Origin of the sequence: Rhodoferax sp. AJA081-3 (assembly GCF_017798165.1) — a bacterium.
In the GTDB taxonomy this organism is placed as follows: Bacteria; Pseudomonadota; Gammaproteobacteria; order Burkholderiales; family Burkholderiaceae_C; genus Allorhodoferax.
In genome coordinates this window covers 1217690-1242009 of the sequence record NZ_CP059068.1, presented here as the reverse complement: position 1 = coordinate 1242009, position 24320 = coordinate 1217690, and the positions used below count along the sequence as shown (strand labels likewise).

The following is a 24320-nucleotide window of genomic DNA, read 5'->3' as shown; positions in this document are numbered from 1 at the left end:
ATGAACCAAGAACAACCCAAGCCAGGTTTCAACCTGTCCAAATGGGCGCTGGACCATTCCGCGCTGACCCGTTATCTGATCGTTGTGCTCCTGGTGTTGGGCGCGGCGGCGTTTTTCCAGCTGGGGCAGGATGAGGATCCGCCGTTTACCTTCCGCATCATGGTGGTGCGCACCTTCTGGCAGGGCGCTACAGCCCAGCAGATGGCGGAACAGGTTACCGACAAGATTGAGCGCACGCTGCAGGAAGTGCCCAAAGCGGACATGATCCGCAGCTTCTCCAAGCCCGGCGAGTCCACGATTCTGTTCCAGGTCAAGGATTCGACCCCCGCCACCGATGTCGCCAATATCTGGTACACGGTGCGCAAGAAAATCGGCGACATCCGCCAGACCCTGCCCGTGGGCGTGCAGGGTCCATTCTTCAACGACGAATTTGGTGACGTCTACGGTGTCATTTATGCACTGGAGGCTGACGGTTTTTCCGACGCCGAGGTCAAGACCTTCGCCGATGCTGTCCGGCAGAAGCTGCTGCGCGTAACCGATGTCAACAAGGTGGAACTGTTTGGCGTGCAGGACGAAAAACTGTTCGTCGAGATTTCGCAAAAACGCCTCTCCCAGCTCGGGTTGGACTTCAACCAGGTGCTGGCCCAACTGGGGCAGCAAAATGCCGTAGAAGCTGCCGGCACGGTGCAAACGCCGCTGGACATCGTGCAGGTGCGCGTGGGTGGGCAGTTTGAGGCGGTGGAACAGCTGCGCGACATGCCCATCCGGGGCAGCTCGGGCAACCAATTGCGTTTGGGCGACATTGCGGACATCAAGCGCGGTTATGTCGACCCCCCGACCGTCAAGGTCCGCCACCAAGGCAAACAAGTCATCGCGTTGGGCGTATCCATGTCCAAGGGTGGCGACATCATTGCGCTGGGCAAGGCGCTCAAGACGGCAACCGACGGCATTGACCAGACCCTGCCAGCAGGTATTCGCCTGGTCAATGTGCAGAACCAACCCAAGGCCGTGGCCCGATCGGTCAATGAGTTTGTGGGGGTCTTGATCGAAGCGATTGTGATTGTGCTGGCGGTCAGCTTCATCAGTCTGGGCCTGCACAAGCGCAGCGGTTCCATGCCCTGGTTCAAGCGTTACTACGTGGACATGCGTCCGGGCTTGGTGGTCGGTATCACCATTCCACTGGTGCTGGCCGTGACCTTTATCGGCATGTTGTACTGGGGCATTGGGCTGCACAAGATTTCATTGGGCTCGCTGATCATTTCGCTTGGGCTGCTGGTGGATGACGCCATCATTGCGGTGGAAATGATGGTGCGCAAGATGGAAGAGGGTTACGACAAGGTGCGCGCAGCCACCTTCGCTTATGAAATCACGGCCATGCCCATGCTGACGGGAACCTTGATTACCGCCGTGGGTTTCCTGCCCATCGGCATTGCCAAGTCGGCGACCGGGGAATACACCTTTGCCATTTTTGGCGTGACCGTGCTGGCACTGGTGCTGAGCTGGATTGTTTCGGTGTATTTCGTGCCCTACCTGGGCACGCTGCTGCTGAAGATAAAGCCGCATGCAGCGGGTGACCAGCCGCATGAACTGTTTGACACCCCGTTCTACAACACCTTCCGCAAGACCGTGAACTGGTGTGTGGAGTACCGTTGGGCCACGATTGGCATGATGCTGATGACCTTTGCATTGGGAATTGTGGGTATGGGTGTGGTGCAACAGCAATTCTTCCCGGATTCCAGCCGCCCTGAAATTCTGGTGGACATCTGGTACCCCGAAGGCACGTCCATGGCGGCCAACGAACAGACGACCAAGCGGGTCGAGGCGCGTCTGATGCAGGAGCCGGGTGTGGAAAGTGTCAGCACCTGGGTCGGGTCGGGTGTGCCGCGCTTCTATTTGCCGATGGACAACGCGTTCCCGCAAAGCAATGTGTCGCAATTCATCGTCATTCCCAAGGATCTGAAGCTGCGCGAATCGATCCGAATCAAACTACCGACCCTGATGGCGCAGGAGTTCCCCGAGGTGCGGGCACGTATTAAGCTGTTGCCCAATGGACCTCCGGTGGCCTATCCGGTGCAGTTCCGCGTTCTCGGCGGAGAGCCTGCCGTGCTGCGCGAGCGCGCCGACGAGGTGACGGCGGTGATGCGCGCCAGCACCAATACCCGCGGCGTCAACGACAACTGGAACGAGTTCGTCAAGGTCATCCGGCTGGAAGTGGACCAGGCCAAAGCACGTGCTCTGGGTGTTTCCAGCCAGTCCATCGCCCAGGCGTCCAAGACGCTGCTGGCGGGTTCTACCGTGGGGCAATACCGCGAAGGCGACAAGCTGATAGACATTGTGTTGCGCCAGCCCCTGGACGAGCGCAATGCAATTACCGACATTGCCAATGCCTACTTGCCTACCGCCAGTGGCAAGTCCATTCCGCTGACGCAAATTGCCAAGCCGACCTTTGTGTGGGAGCCAGGTGTGATGTGGCGCCAGAACCGCGAGTACTCGATCACGGTCCAAAGCGATATCGTGGAAGGCTTGCAAGGCGCCACGGTGACCAACGAACTCTTGCCCAAGCTGCGCGCGCTGGAGGCAAGCTGGAAAGCCAAGGGCCTGGGTGCCTACCGTATTGAAGTGGCGGGGGCGGTGGAGGAAAGCAGCAAGGGATCGTCATCGATTGCGGCTGGTATTCCCATCATGCTGTTCATCACCTTTACGTTGCTGATGTTGCAGTTGCACAGTTTCAGCCGCGCCATGCTGGTGTTTCTGACCGGCCCCCTGGGTATTGCGGGTATTGCAGGTGCGCTGCTGCTGTCGGGTAAACCCTTTGGTTTCGTGGCCTTGCTGGGTGTGATTGCCTTGATGGGCATGATCCAGCGCAATTCCGTGATCCTGATCGATCAAATTGAACAGGACAGAGCCGCAGGGGTTCCGGCGTGGGACGCGATTGTGGAGTCTGCAGTGCGCCGTTTGCGTCCCATTGTGTTGACAGCCGCAGCCGCAGTGCTGGCCATGATTCCGCTGTCACGCTCGGTTTTCTGGGGCCCCATGGCGGTTGCCATCATGGGTGGTCTCATCGTTGCCACCGTGCTGACGCTGCTGGCGTTGCCTGCCATGTATGCGGCTTGGTTCCGCGTCAAGCGCGAAACCGTAGTGGCTCCAACCTAGGGTAAATGGGGAGAGCCTGGTTGCAGGTTAAAATACTGGGTTGACCAATTTCAAATGGGTGGTCAGGGTTCGGTAAACAATGTTTGCCGGGTACTTGACGACCCATTTTGTATTTTTTGCGCGGGTGGCGAAATTGGTAGACGCACCAGGTTTAGGTCCTGACGCTGGCAACAGTGTGGGGGTTCGAGTCCCCCCCCGCGCACCACTTATTTGATGAAGGACAGTACGCAGTTGTTTAGCGACGCGCCCTGTCCACAAACCTTTCGTTTAGGAGACTGACCATGGCCGTTACTGTAGAAACTCTGGATAAGCTGGAGCGAAAAATCACCCTGACACTGCCAGTCGGAGCGATCCAGACCGAAGTCGATTCGCGTTTGCGCAAGCTGGCGCGTACCGTCAAGATGGACGGTTTCCGTCCTGGCAAGGTCCCCATGAACGTGGTGGCTCAGCGTTATGGTTATTCGGTGCACTACGAAGTCATGAACGACAAGGTCGGCCAGGCATTTGCCACAGCCGCCAACGAAGCCGAACTGCGCGTTGCAGGCCAGCCCCGCATCACCGAAAGCCAAACTTCCCCTGAAGGCCAGATGGCGTTTGATGCCGTTTTCGAAGTCTTCCCCGAAGTCAAGATTGGTGATTTGGCGACTGCCGAAGTGGAAAAAGTCAGCGCGGAAGTGACCGACACGGCCATTGACAAAACTGTTGAAATTCTGCGCAAGCAGCGCCGTACTTTCGCACTGCGAGCCAAGGATGCTCCTGCGCAAGACACCGACCGTGTAGTGGTGGACTTTGAAGGCAAGATCGACGGCGAACCTTTCGCTGGCGGCAAGGCAGAAGACTACCAGTTCATCGTGGGTGATGGCCAGATGCTGAAGGAATTTGAAGAAGCCGTGCGCGGCATGAAGCTGGGCGAAAGCAAGACTTTCCCCCTGGCATTCCCTGCCGACTACCACGGCCAGGACGTCGCCGGCAAGACGGCGGACTTCATGGTCACTGTGAAGAAGATCGAAGCCGCCAACCTGCCCGAAGTGGACGGTGCATTGGCCAAGTCTTTGGGCATTGCCGACGCTACCGTGGAAGGCCTGCGCAGCGATATCCGCAAAAACCTGGAGCGAGAAGTCAAGTACCGCCTGTTGTCCCGCAACAAACAGGTGGCCATGGACGCTTTGCTGACCAAGGCCGAGCTCGATTTGCCAAAATCCAGCGTGCAGGCCGAACTGGACCGCATGATCGCTAGCGCCCGTGCCGACCTGAAGCAACGCGGTATCAAGGACGCGGACACCACCCCGATCCCTGACGACATTTTCCGCCCCCAAGCCGAGCGCCGTGTGCGCCTGGGTCTGGTTGTGGCCGAATTGGTGCGTGCCAATGCCTTGCATGCCAAGCCTGAGCAGCTCAAGGCCCATATCGATGAGCTGGCTGCCAGCTACGAGAAACCAGCCGATGTGGTGCGCTGGTACTATGGTGACAACCGCCGCATGGCCGAAGTCGAAGGCATTGTGATCGAGAACAACGTGACCGAGTTCATTTTGGCAAAAGCCAAAGTGAGCGAGAAGGCCATCACGTTTGATGAGTTGATGGGCCAGAACTAAGGGGCTGTTCGCTGCACGTTGTGGCGAACACACTTTTGGCGTGATGGGGCTTGGGCAGGGCTTGCAGTCCTGCATGCAAGCCCCATTTGCGTTAAGGGTCAGGATTTTTCGGTACAGTCAACACAGTTCTTTGGAGACGTTATGAATGTGAATTACGGGCGGACGAACGGCATGGAAACGCAAGCTCTGGGCATGGTACCCATGGTCATCGAGCAATCGGGTCGCGGTGAGCGCTCCTACGACATCTATTCGCGCTTGCTCAAGGAGCGTGTGATTTTCCTGGTGGGTCCGGTGAATGACCAGACTGCCAACCTGGTGGTAGCCCAGTTGCTGTTCCTGGAGAGTGAGAATCCAGACAAGGATATTTCCTTCTATATCAATTCACCCGGCGGATCGGTCAGTGCAGGCATGGCGATTTTTGACACCATGAACTTTATCAAGCCCGAAGTATCCACTTTGTGTATTGGTATGGCCGCCAGCATGGGTGCCTTCCTGTTGGCCGCGGGCGCCAAGGGCAAGCGCTTTTGTTTGCCCAATTCCAAGGTCATGATCCACCAGCCATCGGGTGGCAGCCAGGGCCAGGCGACCGAGATCGAGATTGCAGCGCGCGAGATCCTCAAGACCCGAGAACAACTGAACAAAGTGCTGGCCGAACGTACGGGCCAGCCTCTGGAGCGCATTGCGCGCGACACCGAGCGCGACTACTACATGACCGCAGAAGAGTCCAAGGATTACGGTCTGATCGACCAGGTGATTGCCAAGCGCGCCTGAGCGAGCGGGTTGTATCCCACCGGCGGTGCTCTGCAGTGAGGCGGGCACCGTTTTTTATTTGAGTATCATTCGGGAATCAACCGAAAAGGCGAGCGTCACATGGCCGAGAAAAAAGGCTCTTCCAGCGAAAAAACCCTGTATTGCTCTTTTTGCGGCAAAAGCCAGCATGAAGTCAAGAAACTCATCGCTGGCCCATCCGTCTTTGTGTGCGACGAATGCATAGAGCTGTGCAACGAAATCATCCGTGATGAATTGCCTGCCACCACGGAAGGCAAAGATGCCAAGAGCGAGTTGCCCACTCCGTCTGAGATCAAGGCGAACCTGGACAACTATGTGATTGGCCAGGAGCCCGCCAAGCGTACGCTGGCGGTGGCCGTGTACAACCACTACAAGCGCCTGCGCCACAAGGAAAAAGCCAAGAAGGACGAAGTGGAGCTGGCCAAGAGCAACATCTTGCTGATTGGCCCCACGGGTTCAGGCAAGACTTTATTGGCCCAGACCTTGGCGCGCATGCTGGACGTGCCGTTTGTGATGGCTGACGCCACCACACTGACCGAAGCCGGTTATGTGGGTGAGGACGTGGAAAACATTGTTCTCAAGCTGTTGCAGAGCTGCAATTACGAGGTAGAACGTGCACAGCGCGGCATTGTGTACATCGACGAGATCGACAAGATTTCCCGCAAATCGGACAACCCTTCCATCACCCGCGACGTGTCGGGCGAGGGCGTGCAGCAGGCGCTGCTGAAACTGATCGAAGGCACGATGGCCAGTGTCCCGCCCCAGGGTGGCCGCAAACATCCCAATCAGGATTTTGTGCAAATCGACACGACCAATATCCTGTTTATCTGTGGTGGTGCCTTTGCGGGCCTGGAAAAGGTTATTGAGAACCGCACGCAAGCGTCTGGCATGGGCTTTGGCGCAACCGTCAAGAGCAAGCAGCAGCGCAGCCTTACCGACATGTTCAAAGAGGTGGAGCCAGAGGACCTGATCAAGTTTGGCCTGATCCCGGAGCTAGTGGGGCGCATGCCCGTGGTTGCGGCCCTGGCTGAGTTGACTGAGGACGCCTTGGTACAAATTCTGACCGAGCCCAAGAACGCCCTGGTCAAGCAATACACCAAGCTGCTGGCGATGGAAGGCGCAGAACTGGAGATCCGTCCTTCTGCGTTGAAAGCGATTGCGAAAAAGGCTTTGGCCCGCAAGACCGGCGCCCGGGGTCTGCGCTCCATCTTGGAGCAGTCGCTGATCGACACGATGTATGAATTGCCTAACGCCAGCAATGTCGAAAAGGTCGTGGTCGATGAGTCTACGATTGATGAGAACAAGCCGCCGTTGTTGGTGTACCGCGAGATCGCTAAAAAGGCCTGAGCCCTGCCCGGCACAATGGTTCGAAATGACGGGCTTTTGTGCCGGAATAGCAGAGTATTTGAAAGCGGCCTGCTTCGATAATGGCAGAGCGCTTGAAATTCAGGATTCGTAGTCCATATTCAACAGGTAATAAAAAGGTCCCTTATGTCTGGCCACACACCACTGCCTGCTACCCCTCTCGAACTACCACTGTTGCCTTTGCGTGATGTGGTTGTTTTTCCCCATATGGTTATCCCCCTATTTGTGGGTCGTCCCAAAAGCATCAAGGCGCTGGAAGCCGCGATGGAAACCGACCGACGCATCATGCTGGTCGCCCAACGCACGGCCGCCAAAGACGATCCGCTCGTGTCCGACATGTTCGATGTGGGCTGTGTCTCGACCATTTTGCAAATGCTCAAGTTACCTGACGGTACCGTCAAGGTCTTGGTAGAAGGTCACCAGCGCGCATCGGTCAACAAAATCGAAGAAGGTGAAGCCTATTTCACCGCGAATATCACACCCATTGCTGTTGTTGCAGACGTCCCGGAAAAGGGGCGTGGCAACAAGGCGAGCGAGGTGGAAGCGCTGCGCCGTGCGGTGATGCAGCAGTTTGACCAGTACGTCAAACTCAACAAAAAAATTCCGCCAGAGATCCTGACGTCCATTTCCAGCATCGATGATGCGGGCCGTTTGGCTGACACCATTGCGGCACATTTGCCGCTCAAACTGGATAGCAAGCAATCGGTGTTGGGGTTGTCCAGCGTCAAAGACCGTTTGGAGAATCTGTTTGAACAGATTGAGCGTGAAGTCGACATCCTGAATGTCGACAAGAAGATCCGTGGGCGTGTCAAACGCCAGATGGAAAAGAACCAGCGCGACTTCTATTTGAATGAGCAGGTCAAGGCCATCCAGAAGGAGTTGGGTGAAGGTGAAGAAGGCGCCGACATCGAGGAGATCGAGAAAAAGATCAAGGCCGCCAAGATGCCCAAGGATGCTCTCAAGAAGGTTGAGGGTGAGTTGAAGAAGCTCAAATTGATGTCGCCGATGTCAGCGGAAGCCACTGTGGTGCGTAACTACATTGATGTGCTGGTTGGACTCCCCTGGGCGGCCAAAACCAAAATTAAGCACAATTTGGCAAACGCTGAGGCCGTGTTGAACGAAGACCATTACGGTCTCGACAAGGTCAAGGACCGCATTCTGGAGTATCTCGCGGTGCAGCAGCGTGTTGACAAACTCAAGGCCCCCATTCTGTGTCTGGTGGGACCTCCGGGTGTAGGCAAGACCTCGTTGGGGCAATCCATTGCCAAGGCGACCGGGCGCAAGTATGTGCGTATGGCCCTGGGGGGTATGCGTGATGAAGCGGAGATCCGTGGGCACCGCCGCACCTACATTGGCGCCATGCCGGGCAAGGTTTTGCAGAGCCTGTCTAAAGTTGGTACGCGCAATCCGCTATTCCTGCTGGATGAGATCGACAAGTTGGGTACGGATTTCCGTGGTGACCCCAGTAGCGCCTTGTTGGAAGTTCTGGACCCCGAACAAAACCACAAGTTTGGAGACCATTACGTTGAGGTGGATTACGACCTGAGCGATGTGATGTTTGTCGCCACATCGAACTCCATGAATATTCCGTCGGCCCTGTTGGACCGTATGGAAGTGATTCGTTTGTCCGGCTACACCGAAGACGAGAAGACCAATATTGCGATCACCTACCTGCTGCCCAAGCAGATGAAGAACAACGGCGTCAAAGAAGCCGAGCTGTCGATCACGGAAGACGCGGTGCGCGACATCGTTCGTTATTACACCCGTGAAGCCGGTGTGCGCTCGCTGGAGCGTGAACTCTCCAAGATTTGTCGCAAAGTGGTCAAGGGCTTGTTGTTGAAGAAGATCAAGCCCCAAGTGGTAGTGACGGTCGACAACCTCAACGATTACCTGGGTGTGCGCAAGTACACCTATGGCCGCGCAGAACAACAGAACCAGGTGGGCCAGGTCGTCGGTTTGGCGTGGACGGAAGTCGGTGGTGATCTGTTGACCATTGAGGCCGCGTTGACACCCGGCAAGGGTGTGATCACCCGGACCGGTTCTCTGGGCGATGTCATGAAGGAATCTGTTGAGGCCGCCCGCACCGTGGTGCGAAGCCGTGCGCGACGCTTGGGTATCAAGGATGAGATCTTTGAGAAGAAGGACATCCATATCCATGTGCCCGATGGTGCAACGCCCAAAGACGGCCCCAGCGCTGGTGCTGCTATGACCACGGCTTTTGTTTCTGCGTTGACGGGCATTCCTGTGCGGGGGGATGTGGCCATGACCGGTGAGATCACCCTGCGCGGCGAGGTGACTGAGATTGGTGGTTTGAAGGAGAAGTTGCTGGCCGCATTGCGCGGTGGTATCAAAACCGTTCTGATACCAGAAGCCAACGCTAAGGATTTGCAGGACATTCCCGCCAACGTCAAAAATGGGCTGGAAATCATCCCCGTGCGTTGGATCGACAAAGTGTTGGATTTGGCTCTGGAGTCCAAGCCTATTCCTTTGCCGGAAGAGGAGGCGCCATCCGCACCGGATGTGGTGGCAGCGAGTGTGCCGGTCTCTGGCTTGCAAGGCTCGGTGAAGCACTAAGCCAAGGTGAAGGCACGCAAAAATTTACCGATTTTTGGACTCTTTACTAAAAGCCCAAAAAATCGCGCTATAATTTGAGGCTTGAAATGCGGGAATAGCTCAGTTGGTAGAGCGATACCTTGCCAAGGTATAGGTCGAGAGTTCGAACCTCTTTTCCCGCTCCATATTGCAAGAAAAAGGGAAGCTAGTTGCTTCCCTTTTTCATTCAGTGGACCGGGGCCAAATTGGCCTTGGAACTAACAAGATAGTGGCGCGGTAGCAAAGCGGTTATGCCCCGGATTGCAAATCCGGTTAGTCCGGTTCGACTCCGGACCGCGCCTCCAAATATTTTGGTCATAGATGCCCCGTCAACGTTCGCTGCCGGGGCATTTTTGTTCCACAATAGACTGAACTTGTGCCCGAGTGGTGAAATAGGTAGACACATCGGACTTAAAATCCGCCGCTTCGTGAATAACGGGCGTACCGGTTCGATTCCGGTCTCGGGCACCACCCAGTCATTCAGTGGTTTCAGCACTACACTTCAGCCTATGCCACGCTACAACGCCCCCTTTGAAATCCATGTCCATGGACAGGTTGCCTTGCGCACGGATGTCCAGTTTGAGCAGTTGCAAGATGCGCTCAAACCACTCTGGAAGTACGCAGGCGCGCGTTCACTTTCAGACGGAGCGAATAGCTCCTATGAGGACGAGCCCGGCATTAAATTTGATGCGTTAGACCACGTATTGCAGATGTGCTGGACGGTAGCGGGCGACCACGATTTTCGCCAGACCTTGGACGAACTCTGCATGAATTTGAACGAGGTCGCAGATACCGGCGCTGCCATTGAAGTGACGTTCTACGATGCAGACTTCGATGAAGAAGACAGCCAACCCGGGAGCGAATCGCGGGATGATTTCCTGATGCTGTTTGTAGGCCCGAACCCCGCTGCCATCATGCAAGTTCAGCGGGACTTGCTGGTACAGGATGTCATCAGTCTGATGGAGCGCCATTTTGATGGGGCTGAATTGAGTGGTGTTGTGGGCGAGGTCGATAAACTTTTCACCCAGCGTTTCGATGCCTTGGTGAGTTCTCTTGCGCTGGGAAAACCACCCAGTGGGTCGGGTGGCAACCATGGTGGCGGCCACGGTGGCGGTCGTAAGCCTCGGCATCTGCATTGATTACAAGGTGCTCCAAGCGGACTCAACATGCTCAAGAAAATAAATGTTGATCAGCTTACGGTAGGTATGCATTTGAAGGAGTTTTGCGGCTCCTGGATGGAACATCCCTTTTGGCGAACCGGTTTCGTCATCACGGACCCGAAAGACATTGCTGCAGTTCTTGGCAGCAGCATCAAGGAAGTTTGGATAGATACCAGCAAGGGGCTCGATACTTCCGGGAGCACCCCTTCGGTGACCGAGGCAGAGTCTGAAGCCCAGGTCGAACAACAGCTTCAACAACTGGCCGCGACCGACCAACGGGAGTTGGCGCCCGTATCGATCGGGGCAGAGTTGGAGCGTGCGGCCAAGATTTGCTTCCAGTCCAAGCAAGCAGTCATTTCCATGTTTCAGGAAGCTCGGATGGGCAAAGCTGTAGACATAGGCGGTGCCCAGCAACTGGTTGAAGATATTTCGGATTCAGTGGCGCGGAATCCTGGTGCGCTGATCAGTCTTGCGCGCCTGAAGACCGTTGATGACTACACTTATATGCACTCCGTTGCCGTTTGCGCCATGATGGTCGGTTTGTCCAAACAGCTGGGGCTGGACGAGGCGCAGACCCGCTCAGCTGGCATGGCCGGCCTGATGCATGACCTTGGCAAGGCTTTGATGCCCATGGAGGTCTTAAACAAGCCAGGTAAATTGTCTCCTGCCGAGTTCAATGTCATCAAGACCCATCCATCGGAGGGCCATCGCTTGTTATCGTCTGGCGACAAGGTGGATGCCTTGGTTCTCGATGTTTGTCTGCACCACCACGAAAAGACCGATGGATCTGGATACCCCAAGGGACTCAAAGCCGACGAAATCAGTCTGTTTGCGAAGATGGGCGCGGTGTGTGATGTGTACGACGCCATCACCTCCAATCGCCCCTACAAGTCGGGTTGGGATCCTGCCGAGTCTTTGCGCAAAATGGCCGAGTGGGCGAATGGGCACTTCGACGGAAAGGTGTTTCAGGCTTTTGTGAAGAGCCTGGGCATTTACCCCATTGGTTCACTGGTGAAGCTTACCTCTGGGCGATTGGGGGTTGTGGTGGAGCAAACCGGGAAGTCACTGACCACGCCATCGGTCAAGGTGTTTTTTTCCACAAAGTCGAATCTGCGCATACCGCCGGAAGTGATTGACTTATCCCTACCCGGCGTGACCGAAAAGATTGTGAGCAGAGAAGATCCGGCTAAATGGCGGTTTACGGACCTCAACGAATTGTGGTCCGGGTTCAACAAGACCCATTGGTAATGTTGCCAGCGCCGAGCTGGGAGTACGGCGCCAGCAATCGTTCACCCTACCAACTCAGGCAGCAGGTGCTTTGACTGCGTATTTGCCCAGCTCTGCTTTGGCAATGGCATTGCGGTGCACTTCATCGGGACCGTCGGCAAAACGCAGTGTGCGCGCGTTGGTGTAGCTGTAGGCCAGAGGGAAGTCATCACACATGCCGGCGCCACCGTGGACCTGCATGGCCCAGTCGATCACGTCACAAGCCATCGTGGGCGCCACCACCTTGATCATGGCAATTTCATTCTTGGCAAACTTGTTGCCAGCAATGTCCATCATCCATGCCGCCTTGAGTGTCAGCAGGCGCGCCATGTCTATCTTGCAGCGCGCTTCGGCAATCCGTTCCTGCGTCACAGTTTGGGCCGCGATGGGTTTGCCAAAGGCGATGCGTGACGAGGCACGTTTGCACATCAACTCCAGTGCACGTTCGGCCAGACCAATCAGGCGCATGCAGTGGTGGATACGACCGGGGCCCAGTCGGCCTTGGGCGATTTCAAAGCCGCGTCCTTCACCCAGCAAAATATTGCTGACTGGGACACGCACGTTTTCAAACAACACTTCCATATGGCCGTGCGGTGCGTCGTCATATCCAAACACGTTCAAGGGCCGGACCACGGTAATGCCCTTGGTGTTTGCCGGCACCAGCACCATGCTTTGCTGTGAGTGGCGAGGGGCCTCGGGGTCGGTTTTGCCCATGGTGATGTAGACCGAGCAACGGGGGTCGCCCGCACCCGATGTCCACCACTTGCGGCCATTGATGACGTATTCGTCGCCCTGGCGTTCGATACGGGTTTCAATATTGGTGGCATCGCTGGACGCCACATCGGGTTCTGTCATGGCAAAGGCGGAACGTATCTGGCCTTCCAGCAGGGGCTTGAGCCAACGGGCTTTGTTTTCCTCGGAACCATACCGCGCAATGGTTTCCATATTGCCGGTGTCGGGTGCTGAACAATTGAAGACTTCACTGGACCACATGACGCGGCCCATGATTTCGGCCAGGGGTGCGTATTCCTGGTTGGTCAGGCCGGCGCCGTGGTAGCCCGATGCCTGTGCACTATCCACCGGCAGAAACAGGTTCCACAAACCGGCGGCCTGGGCCTTGGGTTTGATTTTTTCAATGGTTTGCAGCGGGGTCCAGCGTTTGCCGGCTGCCGTGTTGGCAGCGATTTCGGCATGGTAAGCCGCCTCGGACGGGTAGATGTGCTCGTCCATGAACCGCAGCACGCGTTCCTGCAGGTCTTTTGTTTTGGGGGAATAGTCAAAGTCCATGGGATCTCCGTTGGTGTTTGTTCTCAAAAAGAATGGCGGTGCTCAAGCAGCGCAGGCAAATTTCCAAGCCATTTGGGCCAAGGGGCGAGCGCCCGCCGCTGAACTGACGGCCTGTGCGCTGGAGGCGGTGCCGGCTTCGACGCGCTTGGCAATACCCTGCAAGATGGCGGCGATGCGGAACAGGTTGTAGGCCATGTAGAAGTTCCAATCGGCCTGGAGTTGCTCTGGTGTGGCCAGGCCCGTGCGTTCGCAATAGCGGCGTATGTATTCCGCTTCACTGGGGATACCCAGCGCTTCAAAATCCAGCCCTGCAATACCGCGGAACGATCCCGGTGGTATGTGCCAGGCCATGCAGTGGTAGCTGAAGTCTGCCAACGGATGGCCCAACGTGGATAACTCCCAATCCAGGACGGCGACAACCTTGGGCTGCTCTGCGTCAAACATCAGGTTGTCTAGCCGGTAGTCGCCATGCACGATGCTGACCATGCTGTCGTCACGGGCCATCGCAGGAATGTTTTGCGGCAACCACTCCATCAGCTTGTCCATCTCCGCAATGGGCTGGGTGATGGAGGCGCTGTATTGTTTGCTCCAGCGACCGATTTGCCGCTCGAAGTAATTGCCGGGTTTGCCGTAGTTCGCCAACCCCCGGCCTTTGAAATCAACCTTGTGCAGGGCCGCGATCACGCGGTTCATTTCGTCGTAAATGGCACCGCGTTGGCTACGGTCCATGCCTGGCAACGACTGGTCCCATAGAACACGACCTTGCATGTACTCCATGACATAAAAGGCACGGCCAATGACGGATTCGTCTTCACACAGACAGTACATATGGGGCACGGGCACACCAGTATCTTGCAGCCCGTGCATGACGGCAAATTCGCGCTCTACGGCGTGGGCAGACGGCAGCAGCTTGGCAACGGGGCCGGGCTTGGCGCGCATCACATAACTCTTGCCGGGCGTAACGAGTTTGTAGGTCGGGTTGGATTGCCCGCCTTTGAACATCTCCACCGCCATGGGTCCGGCATATCCCGGCAGATTTTCTTCCAGCCAGGTGCTCAGTGCAGCAACATCAAATGCATGCTGTTCACTGACAGGTCGTGTACCTAGGAAATGGTCAAATTCACTCATGGGGATGTTGTGTCGGTAAAGTTGTATAGAGGTCAGTTGTCGGCATCAATGATGTGCATCAGCGCAGCGCGGTCGCGCACCACCAGGCCACCTTGCTCGATCCGGATGGCTCCGTCCCGCTCCATGGACTTCAACTCCTGGTTGACACGCTGGCGGGACGCACCCAGCAGTTGCGCCAGCTCTTCCTGGGCCAGTTGCAGGCCTATGCGCACTTCTGTCGCATCGCTGAGCGAAGGAACACCGTAGCTGCGGACCAGGTGCAACAACTGTTTGGCCAGCCGCGCACGCAGGGGCAGGGTGTTGAGGTCTTCCACCAAGCCGTACAACTGCCGAATGCGGCGTGCATGCAGCCGCAGCAGCGCTTCGTACAACTCGACATGCAGGGCCAGAATCTTTTTGAAATCGGCCTTGGCCACACACAGAATCGTGGTGTCTGCGTGGGCATAGGCGTCGTGGGTACGCCTGTCCCCGTCGAAAATCGCAACGTCCCCAAACCAGATGCCAGGCTCCACGTAGGCCAGCGTAATCTGCTTGCCGGAAATGGAGGTTGAGCTCACCCGCACAGCCCCTTTCGCGCATGCAATCCACTCCTCCGGCGGCTCGCCGCGGGCTGCAATCAGGTCGCCGTCTTTGAAACGTTTGACGTATGCGCATCGAAGAATGTCGTGTTTGAGTGAAGGGGACAGCGTGGAAAACCAGCGACCGCCATTGATCGCTGAGCGTTCGTCGATAGTAAGGATGGGTTCGTCCATAGCTTGTCTTTTTGGTGACTGCAGATGTCGGAAATGACAGGTCCATTGTCACCTGCGCGGCAGACGTTTGTCTCTGTGTTTGTCGCGCGCGTGTCTGCTCTTCCAGGTTTGCCCTGTGCGGTGGAAGAGACAAATAGGGTGGGATTACGCGCCTCTCTTGTGGAATGCATGAGGGCTTGGCGGCTATGGTGCTGGGTTGGAAGGCCCTTATGCGAAAATCGGTCACATAGATGAAACCCCATAGAAAATATTTATTTGCGACATTGGGCGTTGCGACGCTGTGTGTTGCGATGAACAGCGCAGCGCTGACTTTGGGGCGCGCCAAAGGGTCTGTTTTTTTGGGGCAGGCGCTCAAACTGACGGTGCCCGTTCAGATGGAAGTGGGCGAGGGTAGGGCGTCGCTGTGTTTTGAAGCCGATGTTTTTTACGGTGATACCCGCCTGGACGCCGGCCGAGTGTCCGTTAGCAGCGAGTTGTTGCCCCAGACTCCATTGGCAAACGTGACCATCTTTGCGCAAGGCGCGGTGGATGAACCCGTGGTTACGGTGTACTTGCGTGCAGGGTGCGAAGCTAAAACCACCCGCCGTTACGTTCTGCTGGCCGAAGTGGCGCCGGCCGTGGCGGTGCCACCGCCCAGCGCCAGCGCACTGCCCGTGGTTCCGCCAGTGGCCCGCCCCTTGCCCGCTTTGCGAACGCCCCAAAACGAGAGTCGCGCCGCTGCAGCGCCACGTCCTGCCAAACCACCCAGGGTGCCACCCAGCCGTGGGGCGCAGCTAAAGCTTGAACCGCTGGATGTAACGCAGGATCGTGATCCCACCCTGAAGCTCAGCACGGAACTGGTGGTTGAAGAAGGCGGCGACCTGCAACGGAGCGCGCGGGCGGATGCGCTGTGGCGTTCGTTGAATACCACGCCGCAAGACATACTGGCAACGGACAGTCGCCAGCAGGCACTTGGGGCGGACCTCAAAAGCTTGCAGGGCATAACAACGAAAAATCGGCAGCTATTGGAAGACATGACGCGCCGGCTGGACCGGGCGGAGGCCGGACGTTATGCCAACCCCGTGGTTTACGGGCTTTTGCTATCCCTGGTGGTATGCGGCTTGTTGATTGCCTGGATGTGGCGTCGCGCCCAAAGCGGTGCCTTGACCCGTGACCCGTGGTGGCGTGATGAGGGGCTTGGTGATAAGTCGGAAACAGTTGATTTTCCCGAAAACGGGGCGCCACAAGCGGACCCCCATGCCGCGCGCGATGTGAGGCAAGCAGAGGTGCCGCCATCCACTGGCTTGAACAACATACCCGCGCCACCTTTGGCTAGCGTCGCGCAGGTCGACATCCCTCTCCATGGGGATGACCCCGTGCACGTTGGCCCGTCCAAGGCGGTCACCAGCAGTGTGGAAAAACGCATTGCGAGTGTTGCGCAGAGCCAGCCCTTGTCACGAGCTGCGGGGCATGTGGACTTTGGCCATAGCATGTCTGCCAGCTTGCTGCGTTCTGTCAATTCCAAAGAGATGCTGGATGTACGCCAGCAGGCCGAGTTTTTCATGACCCTGGGGCAGCACGACGAGGCCATCACACTCTTGCGGGAAAGTGTGGAAGCTGGCCCCGATGCCAACCCGCTGGTCTCTCTGGAATTGCTCAAGGTATTGCACACGCTGGGCCGCAAGGCAGAGTACGACTATTACCGCAGTGTGTTCAATGCCATCTTCAACGGCCATGTGCCGGTGTATGCCGAATTCAGCCAACCGGGGAGCGGGCTGGAGGCCTACCCGCAGGTGTGCAACCGGATTGTGGCGTTGTGGCCTTCAGAGGATGCTGTGGCGTATATCGAGAGTTGCCTGGTGCGTACGCGCAGGGAAAGCGGGGGGCAAGACTTCGATCTGGAGGCGTTTCGTGATCTGCTGATGCTGCACGGCGTGGCGAACCGCATCGCATCGTCATCGTTTGATTCGGGGTTCATGGCATTCAGCGCTGCCAAAACCGCACCGATTCCAGTGTCGGTCGCAGCGGAGGTGGGCGTTGACCTCGATTTGTCGGAACCACACAACGGCAACCTGATCGACTTTGATACCAGCGGCTGGTCACCATCGGAGCCTGAGGGCGCAAAAGGCAAAGGACGCTGAAGGGCGTTGTCAACGCCTGACTTGTAATGCGCCGGGGTTGACGATATTGGTAGGTGTCCCTTTGATGAAATTGATCACGTTGTCAAAGGCGGCGCCGAACAACGTCTCGTAGTTGTTTTGCTCCACATAACCAATATGCGGTGTGCAGATGCAGTTTTCCAAACGCAGCAAGGCATGCCCTTGTAACACTGGTTCGGTGTCGAAAACGTCAACTGCCGCCATGCCCGGGCGACCCCGGTTCAGCGCGCTGATCAGGGTATTGGTATCCATCAGTTCTGCCCGGGACGTATTGACCAGCAGTGCCGTGGGCTTCATGCGGGCCAGATCGGCGTGGTCTATCAGATTGCGGGTGCTGTCACTCAGCCGCAGATGGAGCGACAAGACGTCAGAATGTTCAAAAAAGGCCTCGCGGCTGGGTGATGCGCCATACCCATCCTGCAGCGCTTTTTCGCGTGAGGCTTCGCTGCCCCAGACCATGACTTTCATGCCGAAGGCCCGACCGTAACCGGCGACCATCTGGCCAATCTTTCCGTAGCCCCAGATACCCAGTACCTTGCCCTGCAGTTCACAACCCATGCCAAAGTTGGCGGGCATGGAACCCGACTTCAGCCCGGACTGTTGCCAGGCACCGTGTTTGAGGTTGCCAATGTAGTGCGGTAGCCTGCGCATGGCCGCCATCACCAGGGCCCAGGTCAGCTCAGCCGGTGCCACACCAGAACCCACACCTTCGGCCACCGCGATGCCCCGCTCTGTACAGGCCTGAACATCCAGGTGTGCACCGACACGGCCGGTTTGGGAAATCATTTTCAGCTTGGGCAGTTTTTCGATCAGTTGGCGGTTGATGTGGGTGCGTTCGCGGATCAGAACGATGACATCCGCATCCTTGAGCCGTACCGAGAGCTGGCCAATCCCTTTGACCGTATTGGTGTACACCTTGGCTTGGTAGGCCTCCAACTTTTCAGCGCACTCCAGTTTGCGCACGGCATCTTGGTAGTCATCCAATATCACAATATTCATGGATGCAATTGTGCCCTGTCAAAGGGCCATGCCGCGCCCCAGAAGGTATCAACTTATGACAGTGCCGCTTCCTTGGCAGCCAAGCGGTCCAGTTCGGCGCACACATCGGCCATGCGCCCGGAGATGACCATACGGCCCACGCTGGAACGGGCTTGTCCGCTTTCGACTACACGCAAGACGCGCAGCGGCTTTTGTATTGTGCGATTTTGGCCTGTAGCCCCCGTCAGTAGGTCATTTGCTGCTACTGATTTAGGAGTAAAGCATTGCACTTGCCGCTGGGGCAGCGGTACACCCACAACCGGCGTGCGGCTGGCCGACCACCAGCGCATCAGGCCTTGCAGTGGTCCAAAGAAATCTGAATTGGCAAATCGAGCGGTGTTCATGGGAGTGACTTTCGTGCGGAATTACATGAGCATGGTGTTGCGGATCAAACCAACTGCCAGACCTTCGATCTCGAAGGGCTCGCCGGGCTCCACCACTATGGTTTGGTAGTCCGGGTTTTCGGGGTGCAGTTCGATCAGGTGTTTATTGCGGCGAAAACGCTTGACCGTGACTTCTTCACCCAGGCGGGCGACAACAATTTGGCCGTTCTTGGCATCTTTGGTGGCTTGCACGGCCAACAGATCACCGTCCATGATGCCGGCGTCCCGCATGGACATGCCGCGCACTTTCAGCAGGTAATCGGGCTGGCGCTGGAACAGGCTGTTCTCCACGTAGTAGGTTTTGTCTACATGTTCCTGGGCGAGAATGGGTGAGCCCGCCGCGACCCGGCCTACCAGGGGCAGGGCCAACTGGGCCAAGCCGGGCAATGGCAAGGAGAACTGCTTGAAGCGGGATTCATGGATGGACTTGAGGGTGTCGCTCTTGAGCCGGATGCCGCGCGAGGTGCCGCTGACCAGCTCAATCACACCCTTGCGTGCCAGGGCTTGCAGGTGTTCTTCGGCCGCATTGGCAGACTTGAAGCCCAGTTCGCTCGCAATTTCTGCACGCGTAGGCGGTGCTCCTGTGCGGGAGATGGCGTTTTGGATCAGATCGAGAATCTGTTGTTGTCGCGCGGTGAGTTTGGGACTTTCAAGCATGCTGACTCCTTGGTTATGGGCCGTGTAAGCTGTTGGTCTGTACACACTGTTTCGGCATCCAGTAGCTGTATTTTTAACCAGTTTTATTTTGTTTGCAAGTGGAAAGCGCAAATATGTTGAAAAAGATGGTCTTTTTGGGCACCGGTGGCACGATTGCAGGCACCGCGGCTGAGGCAAGCGACAACGTGGGTTACACCGCGGCGCAGCTGGGTGTGGGGCAATTGCTGCAAGCCATACCGCGCCTGCAACAGGCGCTGGGCCCACACGCTTTTCTGGCAGAGCAGGTGGTGCAGGTCGACAGCAAGGACATGGGTTGGGCCCAGTGGCGTGTGTTGGCGCAGCGCATCCAGTACCACCTGGCGCAGCCCGATGTGCATTCCGTGGTGGTCACACACGGTACTGATACGCTGGAGGAGACGGCTTTCTTTTTGTCGCGTGTCTTGTCTAAAAAACTACTCGCACAGAAGGCGGTGGTACTGACCTGCGCTATGCGACCGGCCTCGTCATTGGCGCCAGATGGCCCGCAAAACGTACTGGATGCAGTGGCAGTGGCCGGTTCGGCAGAGGCGCGCGGCGTGTTGGCGGTGTGTGCGGGGACGGTGCACTCGGCGCGGGATGTCCAGAAAATCCACCCCTACCGGTTGAATGCCTTTGATTCGGGCGATGCCGGGCCATTGGCCTACGTGGAAGAGGGAAGGGTGCGGTGGTTGCATGCCTGCCCTGACGCCGATGCAGCAGCAGACTTTCCGTTGAAAGCCTTGGCAAAAGACCCCTGGCCACGCGTCGAAATCATCACCAGTTATGCTGGCGCGGCCGGCGCCATCGTGCGGGCTTTGTGTGCCGACGCCGCGGTGCAGGGCATCGTTGTAGCGGCTACGGGCAACGGCACGATCCACCAGGATCTGGAAGCGGCCTTGCGTGTGGCGCAAGTGCAAGGGGTGCGTATTGTGCGGGCAAGCCGTTGTGCTTACGGGGGCATCGTGGCAGGTGTTGCGGAAGGTGACTTCCCGCATTCAAAGGGGCTGCCTCCGGTCAAGGCCCGTATTGCCTTGATGCTGGAATTGATGGCGTAAATAAGGCCGCGATTGCGGCCTTTGATTTGGGGCAACAGCGTGTTCAGCTACCCAACGCCTCAAAAATACGCGACTTGATGACTTCCACATCACCCATGCCGCTGACGGCGCGGTACTGGGGGGCGCTGGCCGGATCTTTGGCGGCCCAGCCGGAGTAATACTCCACCAGGGGACGGGTCTGCGCGCTGTACACGTCCAGGCGTTTCTTCACGGTCTCTTCCTTGTCGTCGTCGCGCTGGATCAGCGGCTCGCCGGACACATCGTCCACACCCTCGACCTTGGGGGGATTGAACTTGACGTGGTAGGTGCGGCCCGATGCGGGGTGCGAGCGGCGTCCACTCATGCGTTCGATGATGGCGTCAAAGGGAACATCGATTTCCACCACGAAGTCCAGCGCCACACCAGCCGCTTTCATGGCGTCCGCCTGGGGGATGGTGCGGGGAAAACCGTCGAACAGGAAACCGTTGGCACAGTCGGCCTGGGTTAAACGCTCCTTGACCAGGTTGATGATGAGATCGTCGCTGACCAGCCCACCCGCAGCCATGACGGCCTTGGCTTCCAGTCCCAGCGGGCTGCCCGCCTTGACGGCGGCACGCAGCATGTCGCCGGTGGAGATTTGTGGAATACCGTATTTTTGGCAAATGAACGTGGCCTGCGTGCCTTTGCCTGCGCCTGGCGCGCCCAACAAAATTAGTCTCATGGATACCCTCGGATAGAACAAAAACCTTTGGCGCGGCATGCTGCACCGTCGTGGTGCGCCACGACACGCGGCTGCCTCCCGAGAATAGCATGGACCACCGTTCGCCTAACTTACGGATTACCCGTTGCTGGCAACAAATAAGGCCCGTACCCGTTCCAGGTCTTCCGGCGTGTCCACGCCCGGCCCTGGCGCTTGCGCACTCACATGCACGGCAATGCGGTGGCCATGCCACATAGCGCGCAACTGTTCCAGCGCCTCGGTCACTTCGATAGGTGCTTGGGGTAGTTGCGGGAACAGGCGCAAAAACCCGACGCGGTAGGCGTAGATGCCAATGTGGCGCAGTGGCGCGGGCTGGGGCAGGGTCTGCACGCCTTGGGCAAAACCATCACGCCACCAGGCAATGGGGGCCCGGCTGAAGTACAGGGCCATGCCAGCGGCATCCAGCACCACCTTGACGACATTGGGGTTGGTGAAATCGGCCACGCTGTTTATAGCGTGTGCGGCCGTACCCATGCTGGCCAGGGGTTGGGCTTGCAACACATCGGCCACGGCTTGCACGAGGGCGGGGTCTATCAGCGGCTCGTCGCCCTGCACATTGACCACAAGCGCGTCATCGCGCAGCCCCAGCACCTCACAGGCTTCGGCCAGGCGGTCACTGCCGGAGGCGTGGTCTTGTCGCGTCAGGATGGCTTCAATGCCATGGTGCTGGCAGGCCTGGAGGATGGAGGCGTGGTCGGCCGCGACCACAATGCGGGCGCTGGCGGGGACGCCCGAGCGCACACGTTGCGCCACACGCACCACCATGGGCACGCCGCCGATGTCGGCCAACGGCTTGTTGGGCAAGCGGGTGGAGGCCAGCCGCGCCGGTATGAGTACGGTGTAGGCCATGCTGGCGTGGCTTACAGGCCGAGTTCGTCGTCGCTCAGCGTGCGGGCTTCGTTTTCCAGCAGGACCGGAATGCCGTCGCGCACTGGGTAGGCCAGGCGCGCACTACGTGACCACAGCTCCTGCTTCTCGCGGTCGTATTCGAGGGGGCCCTTGGTAACGGGGCAAACAATGAGTTCAAGTAGTCGGGTGTCCATGGGCAGATGATAACTTTGCGCCAAGCAGTGGGGCCAGGGCAGTGTCCAGGGCTGAGAAGAACGCGGCTTCTGGCTTGAACACCAGCGGGACCGCCAGTGCGTCCGGGGCCAGGGGCCACAGTTTCGCGGCATCTTTCTCTGTGCAAATCAGCCGGTAGCCCCCGTGCAATATGCTTGATGTGCTATCAAATGCATAGTGATCCGGTAGCGCAAGCGTCTGCGCCAATGGCAGGGGGAGCGCGCGCAGCATCGCGAAAAACGCTTCGGGCTGGGCAATGCCTGCCAACGCCATCAGCGGTTTGCCACCCGGCGCGCGCAATGCCTCCAGCGGGATGTGAACGCCATCGCGTCCAACAGCGAAGGGCGCCAGACTGCGTTGTGCGGTGTAGCCGGCAAACGCTGGCTGGCTGCCGGTGTGCAGCACCAGCAGGCGATCCGCACGTTGGCCGACGCGGGCCACGGCGCTGCGGGGCCAGCCTTCGCGCAGAGGGCCCGCGGGCAAGTGCCAGCCATTGCCACAACCGCGGTCATCGAACACGCAAACTTCCAGATCGCGGTACAGGCCGTAGTGCTGCAGGCCGTCGTCACAGAGGATGATGCGGGTGTTGGGATAACGCGCCAAAAGGGCGGTGGCGGCGTCAAAACGTGTCGGCCCCACAAAGACGGGTACCTGGCAGTTGCGCCGGATGAGTAGCGGTTCATCCCCTGCGTCTTCGGGGCGGGATTCGTCCAGAACTTCGATGCAGGCAGTGCTGTTGTGGCGCCCATAACCGCGTGAGACGACCCCCACACGGAGTCCTTGCGCATGCAAATGCTGCACCAAGGCCATGGTGGTGGGTGTCTTGCCTGCGCCTCCGGCAATCACATTGCCGACCACAACCATGACGGCGTCGACACGCTGGGTCTTGGCAATGCCATGCCGGTACATCTGGCGCCGCAGCCAAACCAGGCTCTGAAAAACCAGTGAAACGGGCCACAACAGGCACGCCAGCCAGGTCCGTCCGGTCCAGGCACGCAGCAGAATCCTTTGCAGCGCGGGCCGCAAAGCACCGGCCATGGCGCTAGCGACCACCCGCCTGGGCTGAAGACTGGGTAGCGAAGGTGATCTGGTGCAGACCCGAGCGGCGCGCGGCTTCCATAACCGTCACCACCGACTGGTGCTTGGCACTGGCGTCTGCGCTGATGATGACCACTGTGTCTTTGCCTGCTTTTGCGCCATCGGTCATGGCCATCGACACGTTTTCCAGCGTGCGTCCGACCACGGGCACCCGGTTCACGCTGTAGGCACCGTCGGCACTGATGGCTACGATCAGCTCCTTGGCATAGTCGCGCTGGGCGTCGGTGTCGGCAACCGGCAGCTTGAGCTGCATTTCGGTGAACTTGCTGTAGGTGGTGGACAGCATCAAAAAGATCAGCACCACCAGCAGCACGTCAATGAACGGGATCAGGTTGATCTCGGGCTCTTCAGTGGTACGGGCGCGGAAGTTCATGGTTTGCTTTTACGGAACACCTTGAGGTGGCGGGCCAGGTGTTCGGCAGAGGTTTCCAGTGTCAGCAGGTAGGCATCCACCTGGCCACGGAAGTAGCGCCAGAAAATCAGGGAAGGGATGGCCACCAGCAAACCAAAGGCCGTGTTGTATAGCGCAATCGAAATGCCGTGTGCCAGTTGGGCCGGGTTGCCGCCGGTGGACCCACCAGGCGCTTGCGAGCCGAAAATCTCGATCATGCCAACGACAGTGCCAAACAGGCCCATCAGCGGTGCGGCCGATGCAATGGTGGCCAGTGCACTCAGGCGCAGCTCCAGGCGGTGGGCAACGATGCGGCCGGTGCTCTCCATGGTCGCGCGCAGGTCGTCTTCGGTGCACCGGGGATCGGAGTTGATGGCGCGCAATCCGCTGGCCAACACTTCACCCAGGGCGGAGTTCTTTTCCAGCTGGGTTACCACGTCCGGTGCCGGTATGGCGTTGCGCGTGACGCTCAGCACCTCGTCCAGCAGGCGCGGGGGCGCAACCTTGCTGCCCTTGAGGCTGATGAAACGGTCAATAACGATGGCCAGGGCCAATACGGAGCAGGCAATGAGGGGCCAGATTGGCCAGCCAGCGGCTTGTATGATGGAAAACAAATGGTCACTCCGTACAGATGCAATGCCCCGCGATTATGGCGTA

General features: G+C 58.1%; 21 protein-coding genes and 4 tRNA genes. 13 read left to right on the top strand and 12 right to left on the bottom strand.

The features are described from left to right. From HZ993_RS05805 to HZ993_RS05755, 11 genes are all read left to right on the top strand, one after another. Positions 1-3153: an efflux RND transporter permease subunit gene (locus HZ993_RS05805; RefSeq protein ID WP_209396305.1), complete on the top strand. Its 3153-nt coding sequence runs from the start codon at positions 1-3 to the stop codon at positions 3151-3153. A gap of 118 nt (positions 3154-3271) precedes the next feature. Continuing rightward, positions 3272-3358, top strand: a tRNA-Leu gene (locus HZ993_RS05800). Between the two features lie 76 nt (positions 3359-3434). Further along, on the top strand, positions 3435-4745 hold the full coding sequence (gene tig, locus HZ993_RS05795) for a trigger factor (protein WP_209396304.1): 1311 nt from the start codon (positions 3435-3437) through the stop codon (positions 4743-4745). Positions 4746-4916: 171 nt separating this feature from the next. After that, positions 4917-5516 carry an ATP-dependent Clp endopeptidase proteolytic subunit ClpP gene (clpP, locus tag HZ993_RS05790; protein ID WP_209396303.1) on the top strand — a complete coding sequence of 200 codons (600 nt, stop codon included), beginning with the start codon at positions 4917-4919 and terminating at the stop codon, positions 5514-5516. Between the two features lie 99 nt (positions 5517-5615). After that, positions 5616-6881 carry an ATP-dependent Clp protease ATP-binding subunit ClpX gene (clpX, locus tag HZ993_RS05785; RefSeq protein ID WP_209396302.1) on the top strand — a complete coding sequence of 422 codons (1266 nt, stop codon included), beginning with the start codon at positions 5616-5618 and terminating at the stop codon, positions 6879-6881. 144 nt (positions 6882-7025) lie between these two features. Next, positions 7026-9473 carry an endopeptidase La gene (lon, locus tag HZ993_RS05780; RefSeq protein ID WP_209396301.1) on the top strand — a complete coding sequence of 816 codons (2448 nt, stop codon included), beginning with the start codon at positions 7026-7028 and terminating at the stop codon, positions 9471-9473. 88 nt (positions 9474-9561) lie between these two features. Beyond that, positions 9562-9637 (top strand) — tRNA-Gly (locus tag HZ993_RS05775). A gap of 85 nt (positions 9638-9722) precedes the next feature. Next, positions 9723-9796, top strand: a tRNA-Cys gene (locus HZ993_RS05770). Between the two features lie 73 nt (positions 9797-9869). After that, positions 9870-9962, top strand: a tRNA-Leu gene (locus tag HZ993_RS05765). Positions 9963-10000: 38 nt separating this feature from the next. Further along, entirely contained in the window at positions 10001-10630 is a 630-nt protein-coding gene (locus HZ993_RS05760; RefSeq protein ID WP_209396300.1) for a DUF6806 family protein, read from the top strand. 27 nt (positions 10631-10657) lie between these two features. Then, positions 10658-11899 (top strand): HD-GYP domain-containing protein, encoded by a 1242-nt coding sequence (locus HZ993_RS05755; RefSeq protein ID WP_209396299.1) that lies wholly within the window; start codon positions 10658-10660, stop codon positions 11897-11899. 54 nt (positions 11900-11953) lie between these two features. Here HZ993_RS05755 and HZ993_RS05750 read toward each other — a convergent pair whose 3' ends face one another. The 3 genes from HZ993_RS05750 to HZ993_RS05740 are packed head-to-tail and all read right to left on the bottom strand — an operon-like array spanning position 11954 to position 15084. After that, positions 11954-13204, bottom strand: coding sequence for an acyl-CoA dehydrogenase family protein (locus tag HZ993_RS05750; RefSeq protein WP_209396298.1), 1251 nt, complete (start codon positions 13202-13204; stop codon positions 11954-11956). Positions 13205-13246: 42 nt separating this feature from the next. Then, the gene (locus HZ993_RS05745) at positions 13247-14332 is read right to left on the bottom strand and encodes a phosphotransferase family protein (protein ID WP_209396297.1); all 1086 of its coding nucleotides are present in this window, start codon (positions 14330-14332) and stop codon (positions 13247-13249) included. Between the two features lie 32 nt (positions 14333-14364). Further along, entirely contained in the window at positions 14365-15084 is a 720-nt protein-coding gene (locus HZ993_RS05740) for a Crp/Fnr family transcriptional regulator (RefSeq protein ID WP_209396296.1), read from the bottom strand. Positions 15085-15374: 290 nt separating this feature from the next. On the opposite strand from HZ993_RS05740, the gene HZ993_RS05735 reads away from it, so the two are divergent. Continuing rightward, the gene (locus HZ993_RS05735) at positions 15375-17204 is read left to right on the top strand and encodes a FimV family protein (RefSeq protein ID WP_209396295.1); all 1830 of its coding nucleotides are present in this window, start codon (positions 15375-15377) and stop codon (positions 17202-17204) included. Between the two features lie 9 nt (positions 17205-17213). Here the strand turns inward: HZ993_RS05735 and HZ993_RS05730 are convergent, their stop codons facing one another. From HZ993_RS05730 to lexA, 3 genes are read right to left on the bottom strand one after another with little or no spacing between them, the layout of a single operon-like run. Next, on the bottom strand, positions 17214-18221 hold the full coding sequence (locus HZ993_RS05730) for a D-2-hydroxyacid dehydrogenase family protein (RefSeq protein ID WP_209396294.1): 1008 nt from the start codon (positions 18219-18221) through the stop codon (positions 17214-17216). A 53-nt stretch (positions 18222-18274) separates the two neighbouring features. Further along, positions 18275-18604, bottom strand: coding sequence for a hypothetical protein (locus HZ993_RS05725; protein WP_209398740.1), 330 nt, complete (start codon positions 18602-18604; stop codon positions 18275-18277). A gap of 21 nt (positions 18605-18625) precedes the next feature. Further along, positions 18626-19300, bottom strand: a complete 675-nt coding sequence (gene lexA, locus HZ993_RS05720) for a transcriptional repressor LexA (protein WP_209396293.1) — start codon at positions 19298-19300, stop codon at positions 18626-18628. A 113-nt stretch (positions 19301-19413) separates the two neighbouring features. On the opposite strand from lexA, the gene HZ993_RS05715 reads away from it, so the two are divergent. Beyond that, a complete protein-coding gene (locus HZ993_RS05715) occupies positions 19414-20373 on the top strand; it encodes an asparaginase (RefSeq protein WP_209396292.1) in 960 nt (319 codons plus the stop codon). Positions 20374-20416: 43 nt separating this feature from the next. On the opposite strand, the gene adk is transcribed toward HZ993_RS05715, so the two are convergent. The 6 genes from adk to HZ993_RS05685 form a co-directional block, all read right to left on the bottom strand. Next, positions 20417-21073 (bottom strand): adenylate kinase, encoded by a 657-nt coding sequence (gene adk, locus HZ993_RS05710; RefSeq protein WP_209396291.1) that lies wholly within the window; start codon positions 21071-21073, stop codon positions 20417-20419. 117 nt (positions 21074-21190) lie between these two features. Continuing rightward, positions 21191-21961 (bottom strand): 3-deoxy-manno-octulosonate cytidylyltransferase, encoded by a 771-nt coding sequence (gene kdsB / locus HZ993_RS05705; RefSeq protein ID WP_209396290.1) that lies wholly within the window; start codon positions 21959-21961, stop codon positions 21191-21193. An 11-nt stretch (positions 21962-21972) separates the two neighbouring features. After that, complete coding sequence (locus tag HZ993_RS05700) at positions 21973-22155, bottom strand: Trm112 family protein (RefSeq protein ID WP_209396289.1); 183 nt, start codon at positions 22153-22155, stop codon at positions 21973-21975. Then, positions 22136-23212, bottom strand: a complete 1077-nt coding sequence (lpxK, locus tag HZ993_RS05695) for a tetraacyldisaccharide 4'-kinase (protein WP_209396288.1) — start codon at positions 23210-23212, stop codon at positions 22136-22138. The genes HZ993_RS05700 and lpxK overlap by 20 nt, the downstream gene beginning before the upstream one ends. Positions 23213-23216: 4 nt before the next feature. Further along, positions 23217-23645 carry a biopolymer transporter ExbD gene (locus tag HZ993_RS05690; RefSeq protein ID WP_209396287.1) on the bottom strand — a complete coding sequence of 143 codons (429 nt, stop codon included), beginning with the start codon at positions 23643-23645 and terminating at the stop codon, positions 23217-23219. Next, positions 23642-24277 carry a MotA/TolQ/ExbB proton channel family protein gene (locus HZ993_RS05685; protein WP_209396286.1) on the bottom strand — a complete coding sequence of 212 codons (636 nt, stop codon included), beginning with the start codon at positions 24275-24277 and terminating at the stop codon, positions 23642-23644. Before HZ993_RS05685 ends, HZ993_RS05690 begins: the two co-directional genes overlap by 4 nt. Positions 24278-24320: the final 43 nt, after the last annotated feature.